The sequence below is a fragment of the Enterobacter hormaechei subsp. hoffmannii genome (assembly GCF_001729745.1).
Taxonomy (GTDB): domain Bacteria; phylum Pseudomonadota; class Gammaproteobacteria; order Enterobacterales; family Enterobacteriaceae; genus Enterobacter; species Enterobacter intestinihominis.
This window is the reverse complement of record NZ_CP017186.1, coordinates 3,327,893-3,341,456: the sequence shown is the minus strand read 5'-3', so window position 1 is coordinate 3,341,456 and position 13,564 is coordinate 3,327,893. Positions and strand designations below refer to the sequence as shown.

Below are 13,564 nucleotides of genomic sequence, written 5' to 3'. Positions count from 1 at the left end.
TGCTGTATGTGTCTGATATGAAAACAGATAGAGTGTCAATTTTGTGCTGCTTGCGCCAGCGTCGCGACTCTTTCAAGAATGTTTCTGCTTTTCGATTCGTAAGAAGGGGTCGCTCTCAGGAGTTCGCCGCATGCAGTTCCCCTGCGCCATTTTCCGTTAATGCAACTTTTACCACCTGCAATCAGGTGCAGAGCTTCGCCCCGGCTAATAGTGATTCCGGTCGTGAGGTGTACCTCGTCAATAATTTTCGCTAAAGCTGCGTTTTGCTCACCCGTTCCGTGGATGAATTTTCGCCGTATTGCTGGCTTTTGCTTTCTGAGTCGGTTCGTCAGCTCTCGTCTTTCACGCCTACTGAGTGGTTTTGATAAATCCAGTATCGGTGGATCGCTTTCGCTTCCCGTACAGTTATTGACAGAACTCCGAGAGGGCGCAGGAGCGCCCTTAACGTCAACGGCCAAATCAACGGCACGCTTCGGTACAATTTTCCACTGCGTGAGCCGGGTTAAAATAGGGGTGCCGGCACCGATAGCGGAATCGTACACGCCACGGATGCAGACTGTTTCCTCACCATACTGGTTAAACTCGGCGCGCGGTTCATACAGCGTGCGTACCTGCAAATCATCGCGACGGACAAACGGACCACCCTGCGCATTTACGTAACCAGCCCAGTCACCGGCGTCAGCGGCATCATGAACGGCGGCAAACTCAACGCTCAGGCCGTGGGCAGTCTCTGTATCAGCGAGGCGACGCAACTCACGGTAGACCGTCACCGGCGCACCGCCGATAAACTGAAACTGACGGATGTGCCAGCGTGCCGCCCATGCTGAAACAGCGGGAGCAGTCTCTTTCAGCAGCTCACCGCTTTCGTCATCGGTTTCACCATCGAGTGCATAGCCGTCGATGTTTTTCGAAATGTATTTAGCAATATAGCCGGTAGCGCTGCCCTTTTCCGGGTCAATGGCCTCGGCATGAAAGCGCGCTTTTTTGGCTTTATCGCTTCTCAGTTCGTGGCGGTCTTCCTCCCACGCATAATCACGAATAATGAGGCGCACGCGCTCGACGTCTTCCGGCAACATGAACATAAGCATGTGCCAGTGCGGCGTCCCGTCGTGATGAGGCTCGGCAACACGTATGCCGAAAATGCGGATTTCTTCCCGGTGCAGCTTGGCGCGAATGCGCGCCCAAAGGCCGGTGAGATAGCTCTGCGTGTCAGACGGGCTGGCACCGTTCCATTTGCTGTTACGGTATCCCGCTTTAGTCGTGGCGTGATATTTAGACGGTGCAGTCAGGGTGTAAAACTCCCCGACGTATCCGAGCTCATTGCAGATATTTTCAAACCCACGGATGCGGGTCATCAGCTCGCAGCGACGTATCGCAGGGTTGGCGACCGAGCCATCATATTTTTCAATCAGGCTGATGCGGTTGCCGTCTTCGTCTTCGAGATCCAGACCCTTGAGAAATTCACGCGTGCGGCGCTTCTGCTCACGCCAGTCGGTCACGCAGTTTTTACTCGCGTAGGCGTGTCGTTTCTTACTGACGTTGCCGACTGCAATTTGCAGATGTTCGCGCCATGACGCCGCAATGCGTCGTAGACGGCCACGCCACCATGTCTCGGTAAACATACGGATTACTGCTGGTGCGATATCATTTTTATCGAAAACTTTATTAATCACTCGCTCCCACTTGGGGGGAGTTACATTAAATTGCTGAGTGATAAAACCGGCGTGCATATACCAGGCATAAAGTGTCCTGAACTCACCAAAGTCAGAGTCATCAATGTTCGCCAGCTCAGCGCGAATGAAATTAGCGATATCAGCGGCCAGCAGGTCAATATCGGCGCGCGCCATATCCGGAAGTCGGTTATATCTGGCGACCATATTGACCATACGTGATGCCAGATACTGCATAAGCTCAGTATCGAAATGACCACCAAAGACAGCGGCTGATACCTTGCTATTGATACCTGTGCACTCATATTTTTTTGCAACCAGTTCAAGACGCGGCAGTGCCTTTTTACAAAAGCTGATTAAAAAGGCATTGGCTCGTTGACTGCCCTGACTTTGCTCCAGCACCGCCGCGGTGCGATAAACGTCAAAGCGCACGCACTCGGGCTGGAGAGAAAGCACTTTTCTCGCATGCAGCAAAGCCGCGAACATACGGTCGCGGCGGTACTGTTGGTCATAGGTAAGATATGGGCTGGCTATTGCCGACCGTGGAGTATTCCACGGATAAGCGTAAGAAATACCCACACTTACCCCTTCACGGATACTGACTGGTCATATTCCCACACACCATCAGGAGCGATTAAAGCCCCCTGAGATATTCCTGTATTGGGGTCACGAAATACCGCCAGCCCGATGGGGTGTAAAATCTCTTTGTTGATACGAACGATGAGACCGCGCGCGCTTAATTCATTCCAGGACACCCAATCGCAACCGCCAATTTTTTCGCTCGGCTTTGTGACACCAAATGCTTCACTGCACAACTCACCGATGCGGTCAATCTCTGCAACCATAGACTCAATAGAGGTAATCGCGGAGTTATGAATATGGTGATGAATCAAGCCGGAAATAAGCTGATTAATTTTTGGGTAATAGCCGATAGTGTCGAGCCATTCCTCGCCAGCTTTATTGCCAGTCTTAACGACTTTCTTTTCATTCAGGATGAATTGATATTGGTCGCTGGTAATAACCCACTTGTCGCCGACTTCGATACGAATACTCATTTACACGCCCCTGTAATGTTTTAATTTGAGTTCAGCGATTTGCTGGCAAGTCACGCAAAAGGCCACGCCCGGAATCGCAATACGGCGAGCTTCCGGGATTGGTGCGTCACATTCTTCGCAAAGAAAACGGGAAGGCGCAGCGATACGGCTGCGCGCAGTGTTGATGTGGCGCTCGCGGTCTTCCTGCTCACGCTGTTGTGCTAAATCCATTGCGTCGGCCATTAATGCAGCTCCTGTGATTCGTTCTCAAAGCGAGTGGCCTCACGGCGTAGTAGTTCGGCGGCTTCGGTACCACTCATCCCCTCTTTGGTGATATGAATCGCCAGTGCCTCAAGGCGGATGGAAACAGCGAGCGCGCGGTCTTTACGCTCTTCTTTTTTTGCATCTGTCAGCAATACGGCCAGCGCATCACTATCAGTGTTCAAACTAAGGGTTTCGGTATTACGCATAATTAACTCTCCTGATTTCGGGCAATAAGAAGCCCGGCGGGTTTACGCCATTAAATTTCTGTCTGGATTAGTTCGGCATGGTTAGCCGTTTGGGAAATAAGCTCACTACTGCACGAAAATGATTCATCGCTGTAATAAGCGCTTTTTTCTCGTCAGTAGTCAGCTCACTTAATTCGAGCTCATGACGAGCCGCCGGTATTTTTGCCAGAAAGAAAATAGCGGCCAGCGCCCGATTATTTTCTTCAAATTGTGGGTCACGTTTATCGCGCATATCATCGACAAAACGCTCGACCTCTTTCCAGCTATCGCCCCAATATTTCGCGCGCAATTCAGCCACATGATTGAGACCGGCCAGACGTTCACCCGCTTTTAGCGGAACAGTCGCGGAAACAGCTTCGATAGCCATGATTCCCCCTGCTTTTGAGTAGATAGGCCAGCCAGTAAATCAGCCTGTGAGCGGCTCGGGTGCCAGCGCTTGCCGTCCTTACCTGCGATCCAGCCGTGGCCGTAGTGCATGCCGGGGCTTTGCTTAACGAGCAGAGACGCGAATGACGGTTCACTTTTCAGCATAAGCACCTCAAATCAGCCCGAACGATGCGCCAATACCGCTCACGGAATCTAACGCACTGGCCATTGCTGGATTAGCATGGAGGCGAGCCTGTAATGCTAGGGCAGAAAGCGAGAGCATACGAATCCCAGCATTTACACTTTCAATCATGGTGCTCTTGCGAGCTGGGGTTAAACGTTCATTCGAAACGGCACCGCTTGCCAGTTCCCCAAGTTCACTCATGGCGCGCATGACGTAGGTCTGCAATTTTTCTTTTGCTAGTTCGTTCACCGGCACACATGGCAGACAGTGGATCTGAGCTAAAAAGCCATCAACGAGAGTAGAGTCCTCGGTAATGTCGGTCAGCGTCCAAATTTCACGGGGTGTTAACTGATGCGGTTGCTCTGGGTTTAGTTTGTTGTAAAGCGTATGGGGCTTGATATCCGCCTTGTTTGCTAACTCCTTGACGTTATGAGTCAAGGCGAATTTGCGACAAGCGTCATCGAAGTGTGAATGTGACGAAACGCGAAAATCTAACATGCTGCGGCTCCTTCCAACTTGCAAAATCAAGTTACTGAAACACTGCGTAACGCGAATTGATAGCCTGAGCTAACAATTTTGCACGGAAGGCAATCATATTGATTCGGCCTAAGCCACCTTCACGAGTGCGAGGCACCAGTAGCAATTCGCCACGCTTAACCATTTCCTTAACGGTGTTTAGGCTACACCCGTATTGCTCAGCAAACTCCTCATAAGAGACAAAGTCTGGGCCAGCAGGGATTGCAATTTGAAGATTCATCAGTGAATATCTCCGGTTAAGTTGCTTTTTGGTATGTTCTCGCACATTCGTGGTGTGCTTGAGCCTGATAATAGTGACCAATTGGCTATGTGTAAAGTAGTCATTTGGTTGTTTTGGGGGTGTGTTTGGTCACTTCATCTGAAGATGTACGGGAAATTCTCGAAAGAATCCTTAGTTCTTATGGTGTTAGCACGCGACAGGCTTATGCTGATTTAGTGGGAATTCCGATAGGAACGGTTAACAACTGGCTCAAAAGAAACAGCTTACCAGGTGACTATCTTGTTCAATGTGCTCTTGACACAGGTGCGGATGTTGTATGGCTTAAAAAGGGTCAGCTTGCAAATGCAAGTTTTGATGGTCGCCCGGCTGGCGAATTATCAGGAATCGCGTTGAGCGAAAAGATGGAAGCTTCTGGTGGGAAAATTGTGCTCCGCCGCATTCTGGATGCTTACGGTTTCAAACTTCAAAAAGAGCTGGGAGATCACCTTAACATTCCATCAGGAACCATGAGCGCTTGGGTACGCCGAGAGCATTTCCCCGGTGAAGTAGTTATCGTCTGCTCACTTGAAACCGGCGCCTCGCTTCTATGGCTGGCTACAGGTATTGGCTCGATGTATGAGAGTACCACTGATTCGAAACCAACTTCTGAGGCACTTAAAGGAGTAAAACAGATTGCTAAATTCAATATTCATACCGGCAATCTGATAAACGATGGAGTGTGGTACTGCGACGAAACACTCATTGATGCCTCAGTGAAAAAACCAGCACTTATAGAGAAAAACAGCCTTCGCTGGCTTGTGGATCTCGACACAAAAAATATTGCCAATGGCCGATGGCTAATTGATGTGGATGGAACGTGCGATGTATACGATATCGCGCGCTTACCGGGCAATAAGCTGATAGTTAAAAACGACGCTTCAAATTTTGAATGTCAGGTATCAGAGGTCAACTGCGTCGGTATGGTCTTCATTACCCTGAGTAAAAGTATTTAATCATGACAGTAAAAAAACTGACTTCCGGCGAGTGGCTATGTGATTTTCGTGTCGATGGCAGAGATAGCCGTCGCGTGCGGAAACGCTTTCCCACTAAAGGGGAGGCGGTTGCCTATGAACAGTATTACCGTGACCAAGCTGCTAATAAACCGTGGATGTCAGAGAAAGAGGATCGCAGAAAGCTAAGTGAGTTAATCATGCTCTGGCATAACCTCCACGGGCAGGCTTTGGTCGCAAGTAAGTCACGCTTAGCTAAACTGCATATTATCTGCAATGGCCTAGGCGACCCAGTAGCCTCCCAGCTAACAGCGAAAGATTGGGCTCATTATCGAGACCGTCGTCTCCGTGGTGAGATAGATAATGGCTACCACAAGGACCCGGCTAAATGGGTTGCGAAACCGATTACTGTTAACCGTGAACATCATTACCTTGAAGCTGTTTTTAACGAGCTGAAAAGGTTAGGTGAGTGGAGTTTACCGAACCCGCTTGACGGGGTTAGGGTGTTTAAAGAAGCCGAAAAAGAAATGTCATGGCTCACACGTGAGCAAATTCCTCAGCTTCTTCAAGCTTGTGAAAGATACGGCAAACCTGACCTGACGATGATAGTAAAAGTATGCTTGGCTACTGGCGCGCGATGGGGGGAAGCGGAAAGGCTTAGCCGTTCTCAGCTCTCCCCCTATAAATTAACCTTCACCAAAACGAAGGGGAAAAAGAATCGAACCGTTCCGATCCCGAAATGGCTTTATGATGAATTGAGCCAGCGTCAAGGCAAAATGTTTAAGCCCTGCTATCAGGAGTTCAAAAAGATGCTTCTGCTCACCAATATCGAGTTGACCGAAGGGCAGAAAACGCATGTGCTACGCCATACGTTTGGATCTCATTTTATGATGAACGGCGGGAACATTCTGGTACTGCAAAAAATTCTTGGTCACGCCAACATCCGCGAAACGATGAAATATGCGCACTTTGCCCCAGACCATCTTGAGCAGGCCGTCGAGCTGAACCCTTTGAACGACATAATGTCCACAGCATGACCACAGAGCATGTGCGAGGATGTGCGAGACCATACCGAGGATGTGCTTAACTAACTGTTATTTATGTAACTTATTGTTTTTAAAGATATGTGAATAAAAGCGTCTGAACTAAGATTCGCTTAAGCGACATCCTGTCAGAAAGGGCTGGCCGAAAGGCTGGCCCTTTTTTTATCTCATCGCAACTCTCGCGTTAACCCTTCCGTCATAAATCATTTACAATGTTCGCCTCTTGGGTGGAGGGTAAGTGGATAACGTACTGCATCAGCATAGCTGGAAACGCGCAGCGGCATTGACCGCGCTGTTTGCGATCCTGCTGATCGTCGTGGCGCCGCTGATCTCCGTCTCGCTGCAAAAAGATCCCATGAGCGCCATGCCGGGCATGCACCATGACATGAGCATGATGTCGATGGACGAGCATCATGGGGATATGCCGCATTCCATGCCAGTTGACCATGCGGAAGCCTGCGGCTACTGCGTGCTGTTAGCGCATGTGCCGGGCGTGATGCTGGCGCTTATCGTTCTGCTCAGCGTGGTGTTGCAGCGGCTGCGCATGAAGCCGCCTCGTCAGGCGGTCAGCCACTGGCACTTTTTCCCCTGGCTTTACCCCGATACCCGCGCGCCGCCGCGTCGGTCTGCTTTCTCCCTTTAAAACAAAATCACTCACTTTTTGCCTTAAAAAGGAAAAGTATGACTACCTGCACTCCGCGCGCGGCATGGGGAAACCTGCTGCGTCGCCTCCATTTCTATATCGGGCTGTTTGTTGGTCCGTTTATTTTCTTCGCAGCGTTGACCGGTACGCTGTATGTCGCCACGCCGCAGCTTGAAAATGCGCTGTACCATCATGCACTCCACACGGATGCCGTGGGTGAGGCGCAGCCTCTTGCTGCACAAATTGCCGCGGCCGAAAAGGCCGTAGAATCAGATCTGCGTCTGCATGCCGTTCGTCCGGGGCTGGAAGAGGGCGAAACGACCCGCGTGATGTTTGCCGACCCGGCGCTGGGTCCCTCCGAGCATCGGGCTATTTTTATTGATCCCGCCAGCCTTGAGGTTCGAGGGGATATGACCGTCTACGGCACCAGCGGGATTTTACCGCTGCGTCAGACTATCGATTACCTGCATACCTCGCTGATGCTGGGCAACCTCGGACGCCTCTATAGCGAGTTAGCCGCCTCGTGGATGTGGGTTGCTGCCCTGGGCGGGATCGCGCTGTGGTTCTATACCCGACCGAAGCGCCGTATTAACAATCGTTTCCAGAATCGTCGTCGCCTGCATGTGATCTTAGGCTGGACCTTACTGGCGGGAATGCTGCTGTTCTCAGTCACCGGGTTAACCTGGTCACAATGGGCCGGTGGGAACGTCGATAAGCTGCGTGCAGAGATGAACTGGCTGACGCCGCAGGTAAACACCACCCTTTCCGGTGCGCCGGAAATGATGGATGAACACGCCGAACATCGTGGTCATCATGGCGGAATGTCGATGCCTGAAATGCCTGTTGAACTGTCGCTTTTTGACAGCGTATTGCAGGCCGCCCGCCAGTCAGGAATTGATGCGAACAACGTTGAGATCCGTCCGGCAAGCAGGGTCGACCAGGCCTGGACGGTGACGGAAATCGATCGCCGCTGGCCGACGCAGGTTGATGCCGTTGCCGTGGACCCCCACTCTCTGAAGGTGCTGGACAGGACTCGCTTTGGGGATTTCCCGCTGATGGCTAAACTCACCCGCTGGGGCGTGGATTTCCATATGGGGATCCTGTTTGGTCTGGCAAATCAGCTGCTGCTCATCGCGTTTGGCGTTGCGCTGTGCGTGCTGATTATCTGGGGATACCGGATGTGGTGGATGCGTCGTCCTGCGATGTCAGCCGCGAACCCGGTACAGACGCTCTGTCAAAGCTGGCTGGCATTGCCGCTGTGGGGAAGGGGAGTGACGTTCATGATAAGCCTCCTGCTGGGGCTGGCGTTGCCGGTAATGGGCGTCAGTCTGGCGGTATTTATCGTGATTGACTGGCTGCGCTGGCGAGCGGCTTCAGGCGTGTCGCTCGCCGGCACATCCGCTAAATAGCCTTAAGGCGTGCTGATAACTACCGCAACACGGCGGTTTTCAGCGCGCCCTTGCGCAGTACGGTTGCTGCTGAGAGGGTATTTTTTGCCTAAACCCCGCGTAGTGAGGTTGCTGCGCGGGATGTTCGCGCCCTTCGCCCAGGCATCCGCTACAACATTGGCACGTTTTAACGAAAGCGCTTCGTTGTAGCTCTCTTCGCCATAGTTATCCGTATGGCCGTCCATCCGGGCGTGATTCAGACCGGTTGCCGCCAGACGTGAGGCCATAGTCTGGATCTGCGTTTCACTTTCCGGACGCAGTCTGGCGTCATTTTTATCAAACAGGATCTTATCCGACAGGCCCAGGGACCAGTCGCCATTCAGTTCGTTAAAGCCGTAGGACTTCATGGCCGCGATTTGCTCTGGTGTGAATTTACCCTCCGGCGTCTGGCACCCGGACATAACCAGAGATGCCAGTAACAACGGCGCGAAGTATCGCTTCAACATATCGTCTTCCTTTCAGGGTATTGTTTTCGAACGCTGGTTTTTGACCAGGTACATATTGCGATCGGCTTGCTCAAGCAATGCCTCGACGGAGGCATTTTCCCACGCCAGAGCAAAGCCAATGCTGAGTGACATTGATGCTGTGTGTCCGTTATGCAGATCAAACGGACGGATAAATTGCTGCGACAGCGCAGCGCAAATATATTCGACCTCACGCGCGGTGTGGACGCCATAAAGGATCATGGCAAACTCGTCGCCGCCAAGACGGTAAGACTGATGACGTTTTTCGCCAAATTCGACCATCCTTTTTGCGGCTTCGATCAGTACGCAGTCGCCCGCGGCATGGCCCCAGGTGTCGTTAATAAACTTGAAGTTATCACCGTCCAGGAAGAGCAGGGCAGAATTGGTCTTTGCCGAAGCGTCATTCATTAAGGCCGCAATGTTGTTGCGAAACGCGGCGCGGTTTGCAAGCCCCGTGAGCGGATCGTGCATGGCGGTACGCAACAGTTGAGCGTTTTTCGCCTGTAGCTTGAGCTGCCACTCTTCCATTTCATCCAACAGGCTGTTGAAGTCTTCACCAAACTGGTGGAACTCTTCAATGCGGCCTTCCGTTACCCGGCGAGAGAAGTTGCGGTTGGTACGGACGTCATGCACAACGTCAGTGATGTTTTGCATTTCAACAACCATGCCATGATGTAGCGAGCGGGTGATGGTCAATGCGACGGCAGAGGCAAAAAGAATGCAGCCGGTGAGGACCGCAAATGAGAGCCAGATAAAGTGGCTAATCAGGCTGTCTCGTGCGGTCAGACGAATTTCGCCAATCACATTACCGTTATGTATGATGGGCTGTGCGACAGGAACAGGGAACAACCACCGGTTGACCAGCGCGCCCAGCGTGTCGGTATTATCCGCCGGGTTCCACGACCACCAGGCAAACCGTTTATGATGTGCATTAAGCACTTCCGCCACGGCAAATTGCCCCTGCTTGCCGAGGGTCGCCAGCGTTTCATTTGCCGCCACGGCATCGTTGAACACCAGAGAAGCCTCAAGGCTGTGGCTCATGGTGGCGCCGGTGAGTTCGAGGTTTTTTTGCGCGTATTGCTTTAATGTCACCACGGAAGCGAAACACAGCAGCAACCATATAAACGTCATCGTTATAATGACGCTTATCATGCTGATTCGCCGCAACGTTCTTTTAAACGTCGGACGCGGTGTTGGTGTGACTTCCTTATTCATGCTTCTTATTCCGTGCGAGCATTAATACATCCGGATTGACTCTTACGCCACTGCGCGTCAGCGCATCCAGATTTACGGAAAACCTGACCTTGTTGTGCTCTATTATCAGACAAAATGCGCTGCCAATAACGCATTCAGGATTTTGCTCTGACATTAATAGCAACGCCTGGCCCTGATATTGATTTATTATTTCCTGTTGTTTTGTCGGTGATTCGCTCCCGAAATAGAGGGCATCGCACCTTGCTGTGAGTGCTTCCCGATCGCTATGCACAATGACAGGACTATAGGGCAACGGGTTATTTACATCTTCACTGCTGAGCGCCTGGCTGTAACGGGAAGAGGCATAAATACAGAGCTTAGGCTGGCCGGAAAGTGCTGGCCATCGGGTGTAGCTTACAATACCAGAAACAATCGAACGTACCGATTTATCCGTTTCCGTGAGCGAGCCAGCCCTTGCAGGGCTCACCAAAATGAACAGCATTAGCGCCAGGGGGAGGTGAAGCAAAGCGATCAAGAATGTATTTCTCATCAGAATCCGCCAAACCGCCCCGGAAATAGATGCCCTTATGAATTTCCGGCAGAATACCATTCTTTCTCAAAGCCGTCATTATGTCAGAAATATCCCTGTCTTGACCTAAGCTAAATCTTACAGAGCACGATATTCAAAGTAATTTAGGCAGGCTCAATTAAGTCTGCTGGAATTCATACTTTTATTCATTTTTTGTTGCCAGGATTTATGTAGCCACGCAACTTTCCCTCAATTCACCCGAGGATAATTAAGCTAACGGCCAGCGCCGGGGTAGCGTGCCTGGTGTGAGCGTAGACTGGCGTTAAAAGCGTATGTGTAATTTTATGTTTACGATTTTAACCTGTAATTTGGCATTTAAATGGCTGCTGTAAAATAATCTGTACGTATTTTGGATTGAAATCTTTACTTGATGTGTTATCGTTGTGTCACCTCTTCGAGGAAAACCACTATCGCAAACGAGTTTTACAGGATCGCAATCATGCAAAAAGACGCGCTGAACAACGTACATATCACTGACGAACAGGTGTTAATCACCCCGGATCAACTGAAGGCGGAATTCCCGCTGAGCGTCGCGCAGGAAGCTCAGATTGAGCACTCTCGCCAGACCATTTCTGACATTATCGCAGGCCGCGATCCGCGCCTGCTGGTGGTATGTGGTCCTTGCTCCATTCACGATCCTGAAACCGCCATTGAGTACGCTCGTCGATTTAAAGCATTAGCGGAGGAGGTCAGCGATAGCCTCTATCTGGTGATGCGCGTCTATTTTGAAAAGCCACGTACAACGGTTGGCTGGAAAGGGTTGATTAACGATCCGCACATGGATGGCTCGTTTGATGTGGAAGCGGGCCTGAAGATTGCGCGTCGCCTGCTGGTGGAGCTGGTCAGCATGGGGCTGCCGCTGGCAACCGAAGCGCTGGATCCGAACAGCCCGCAGTACCTCGGCGATCTGTTTAGCTGGTCTGCGATTGGGGCGCGCACCACCGAGTCACAAACCCACCGCGAGATGGCGTCTGGCCTGTCTATGCCGGTTGGTTTTAAAAACGGTACCGACGGCAGCCTGGCCACGGCGATTAACGCCATGCGCGCCGCCGCCATGCCCCATCGTTTTGTCGGGATCAACCAGGCGGGCCAGGTATGCCTGCTGCAAACGCAGGGCAACCCGGACGGGCATGTGATCCTGCGCGGTGGTAAAGCGCCAAACTACAGCCCGGCGGATGTCGCGCAGTGTGAAAAAGAGATGGAACAGGCGGGACTGCGTCCGGCGCTGATGGTAGATTGCAGTCATGGTAATTCGAATAAAGATTACCGTCGCCAGCCTGCGGTTGCAGAATCTGTGATTGCACAGATTAAAGATGGCAACCGTTCAATTATCGGCCTGATGATTGAAAGTAATATTCATGAAGGCAATCAGTCATCGGAACAGCCGCGTAGCGCGATGAAGCCCGGCGTCTCGGTCACCGATGCCTGCATTAGCTGGGAAACCACCGATGCGCTGCTGCGTGAGATCCACAAAGATTTGAACGGCCAGCTGGCGACGCGTCTGGCATAAGAGGGTAGTTATGGTTGCTGAATTGACCGCATTACGCGATCAAATTGATGAAGTGGATAAGGCGTTGCTGGATCTTCTGGCGCGCCGCATGGCACTGGTTGCTGAGGTCGGCGAAGTTAAAAGCAAATACGGCCTGCCAATTTACGTTCCGGAGCGTGAGGCCTCTATGCTCGCCTCCCGCCGTAAAGAGGCACAGGCCCTGGGCGTATCACCTGATTTGATTGAGGACGTCCTGCGTCGCGTGATGCGGGAGTCCTATTCCAGCGAAAACGACAAGGGCTTCAAAACCCTCTGTCCGTCGCTGCGCCCGGTGGTTATCGTCGGTGGTGGCGGGCAGATGGGGCGTCTGTTTGAGAAAATGCTGACGCTTTCTGGCTATCAGGTGCGTATTCTGGAGAAAGAGGACTGGTCGCACGCGCCGGAGCTGATGAAAGACGCCGGAATGGTTATCGTCAGCGTGCCGATCCATGTGACGGAGCAAATAATCGCGAAACTTCCTCCGCTGCCGGAAGATTGTATTCTAGTGGACCTGGCCTCCGTTAAAAATGGTCCGTTACAGGCAATGCTGGCGGCGCACACTGGCCCCGTGCTTGGGTTACACCCGATGTTTGGCCCGGACAGCGGAAGCCTGGCGAAGCAGGTAGTGGTTTACTGTGACGGACGGCAGCCGGAAGCCTACCAGTGGTTCCTGGAACAGATTCAGGTCTGGGGGGCACGTTTGCACCGTATCAGTGCGGTTGAGCACGATCAGAACATGGCTTTTATTCAGGCGCTGCGCCACTTTGCAACCTTCGCCTATGGTCTGCACCTGGCGGAAGAGAACGTTCAGCTTGAACAATTGCTGGCGCTTTCCTCGCCAATCTATCGTCTGGAGCTGGCGATGGTCGGGCGACTGTTTGCCCAGGATCCACAGCTTTACGCCGACATCATCATGTCGTCTGAAAATAACCTGGCGCTGATCAAGCGCTACTATCAGCGTTTTGGCGAAGCGATCACCTTGCTGGAACACGGCGATAAACAAGCGTTTATCGACAGTTTCCGTAAAGTAGAGCACTGGTTCGGTGATTACGCCACGCGATTCCAGAGTGAAAGCCGCACACTGTTGCGCCAGGCAAATGACAGTCGCCAGTAATCTGATGATGTATATACTGAAAGCCAGCAATG

The 13,564-nt window shown here is 51.8% G+C and carries 17 protein-coding genes and 1 pseudogene; 6 read left to right on the top strand and 12 right to left on the bottom strand.

All coding sequences use genetic code 11. The annotated features are described in order from the left end of the window. Positions 1–35 precede the first annotated feature (35 nt). The 9 genes and pseudogenes from BFV65_RS15595 to BFV65_RS23285 all read right to left on the bottom strand — a co-directional run bounded on the left by BFV65_RS15595 (position 36) and on the right by BFV65_RS23285 (position 4,424). On the bottom strand, positions 36–2,249 hold the full coding sequence (locus BFV65_RS15595; protein ID WP_047738482.1) for a replication endonuclease: 2,214 nt from the start codon (positions 2,247–2,249) through the stop codon (positions 36–38). A 2-nt stretch (positions 2,250–2,251) separates the two neighbouring features. Further along, on the bottom strand, positions 2,252–2,425 hold the full coding sequence (locus BFV65_RS23590) for a DUF7415 domain-containing protein (RefSeq protein ID WP_418744695.1): 174 nt from the start codon (positions 2,423–2,425) through the stop codon (positions 2,252–2,254). A gap of 45 nt (positions 2,426–2,470) precedes the next feature. After that, a pseudogene (locus BFV65_RS15590) lies at positions 2,471–2,725 on the bottom strand (DUF5405 family protein); the annotation flags it as partial. Then, on the bottom strand, positions 2,726–2,947 hold the full coding sequence (locus BFV65_RS15585; protein ID WP_047738484.1) for a TraR/DksA family transcriptional regulator: 222 nt from the start codon (positions 2,945–2,947) through the stop codon (positions 2,726–2,728). Next, the gene (locus tag BFV65_RS15580) at positions 2,947–3,174 is read right to left on the bottom strand and encodes a DUF2732 domain-containing protein (protein WP_047738486.1); all 228 of its coding nucleotides are present in this window, start codon (positions 3,172–3,174) and stop codon (positions 2,947–2,949) included. The genes BFV65_RS15585 and BFV65_RS15580 overlap by 1 nt, the downstream gene beginning before the upstream one ends. A 67-nt stretch (positions 3,175–3,241) precedes the next feature. Beyond that, positions 3,242–3,580 carry a DUF5347 domain-containing protein gene (locus BFV65_RS15575; RefSeq protein ID WP_020316748.1) on the bottom strand — a complete coding sequence of 113 codons (339 nt, stop codon included), beginning with the start codon at positions 3,578–3,580 and terminating at the stop codon, positions 3,242–3,244. Next, positions 3,544–3,744 carry a phage filamentation protein Fil family protein gene (locus BFV65_RS22570; RefSeq protein WP_000920169.1) on the bottom strand — a complete coding sequence of 67 codons (201 nt, stop codon included), beginning with the start codon at positions 3,742–3,744 and terminating at the stop codon, positions 3,544–3,546. The genes BFV65_RS15575 and BFV65_RS22570 overlap by 37 nt, the downstream gene beginning before the upstream one ends. Positions 3,745–3,751: 7 nt before the next feature. Beyond that, the gene (locus BFV65_RS15570; protein WP_017382962.1) at positions 3,752–4,261 is read right to left on the bottom strand and encodes a phage regulatory CII family protein; all 510 of its coding nucleotides are present in this window, start codon (positions 4,259–4,261) and stop codon (positions 3,752–3,754) included. Between the two features lie 31 nt (positions 4,262–4,292). Continuing rightward, complete coding sequence (locus tag BFV65_RS23285) at positions 4,293–4,424, bottom strand: hypothetical protein (protein ID WP_162197024.1); 132 nt, start codon at positions 4,422–4,424, stop codon at positions 4,293–4,295. Between the two features lie 221 nt (positions 4,425–4,645). Between BFV65_RS23285 and BFV65_RS15560 the strand changes: the two genes are divergently transcribed. The 4 genes from BFV65_RS15560 (at position 4,646) to BFV65_RS15545 (ending at position 8,604) form a co-directional block, all read left to right on the top strand. Then, entirely contained in the window at positions 4,646–5,512 is an 867-nt protein-coding gene (locus tag BFV65_RS15560; RefSeq protein WP_052951382.1) for a phage repressor protein CI, read from the top strand. A 2-nt stretch (positions 5,513–5,514) separates the two neighbouring features. Beyond that, entirely contained in the window at positions 5,515–6,546 is a 1,032-nt protein-coding gene (locus tag BFV65_RS15555) for a site-specific integrase (RefSeq protein ID WP_047738488.1), read from the top strand. A 244-nt stretch (positions 6,547–6,790) separates the two neighbouring features. Then, positions 6,791–7,195 carry a DUF2946 domain-containing protein gene (locus tag BFV65_RS15550; protein ID WP_022649065.1) on the top strand — a complete coding sequence of 135 codons (405 nt, stop codon included), beginning with the start codon at positions 6,791–6,793 and terminating at the stop codon, positions 7,193–7,195. Positions 7,196–7,233: 38 nt separating this feature from the next. Next, a complete protein-coding gene (locus BFV65_RS15545; protein ID WP_069596831.1) occupies positions 7,234–8,604 on the top strand; it encodes a PepSY-associated TM helix domain-containing protein in 1,371 nt (456 codons plus the stop codon). Positions 8,605–8,606: 2 nt separating this feature from the next. Here the strand turns inward: BFV65_RS15545 and BFV65_RS15540 are convergent, their stop codons facing one another. From BFV65_RS15540 to yfiR, 3 genes are read right to left on the bottom strand one after another with little or no spacing between them, the layout of a single operon-like run. Beyond that, positions 8,607–9,089, bottom strand: a complete 483-nt coding sequence (locus BFV65_RS15540; protein ID WP_023298405.1) for an OmpA family protein — start codon at positions 9,087–9,089, stop codon at positions 8,607–8,609. 12 nt (positions 9,090–9,101) lie between these two features. After that, positions 9,102–10,322, bottom strand: coding sequence for a diguanylate cyclase DgcN/YfiN (dgcN, locus tag BFV65_RS15535; protein WP_045308387.1), 1,221 nt, complete (start codon positions 10,320–10,322; stop codon positions 9,102–9,104). Further along, positions 10,315–10,851, bottom strand: coding sequence for a regulatory sequestration protein YfiR (gene yfiR, locus BFV65_RS15530; protein ID WP_069597111.1), 537 nt, complete (start codon positions 10,849–10,851; stop codon positions 10,315–10,317). The genes dgcN and yfiR overlap by 8 nt, the downstream gene beginning before the upstream one ends. Before the next feature lie 478 nt (positions 10,852–11,329). Here yfiR and aroF point away from each other — a divergent pair, with 478 nt between their 5' ends. Next, complete coding sequence (gene aroF / locus BFV65_RS15525; RefSeq protein WP_006811632.1) at positions 11,330–12,400, top strand: 3-deoxy-7-phosphoheptulonate synthase AroF; 1,071 nt, start codon at positions 11,330–11,332, stop codon at positions 12,398–12,400. Positions 12,401–12,410: 10 nt separating this feature from the next. After that, entirely contained in the window at positions 12,411–13,532 is a 1,122-nt protein-coding gene (gene tyrA / locus BFV65_RS15520) for a bifunctional chorismate mutase/prephenate dehydrogenase (RefSeq protein WP_006811631.1), read from the top strand. The last annotated feature ends 32 nt before the right edge of the window (positions 13,533–13,564 follow it).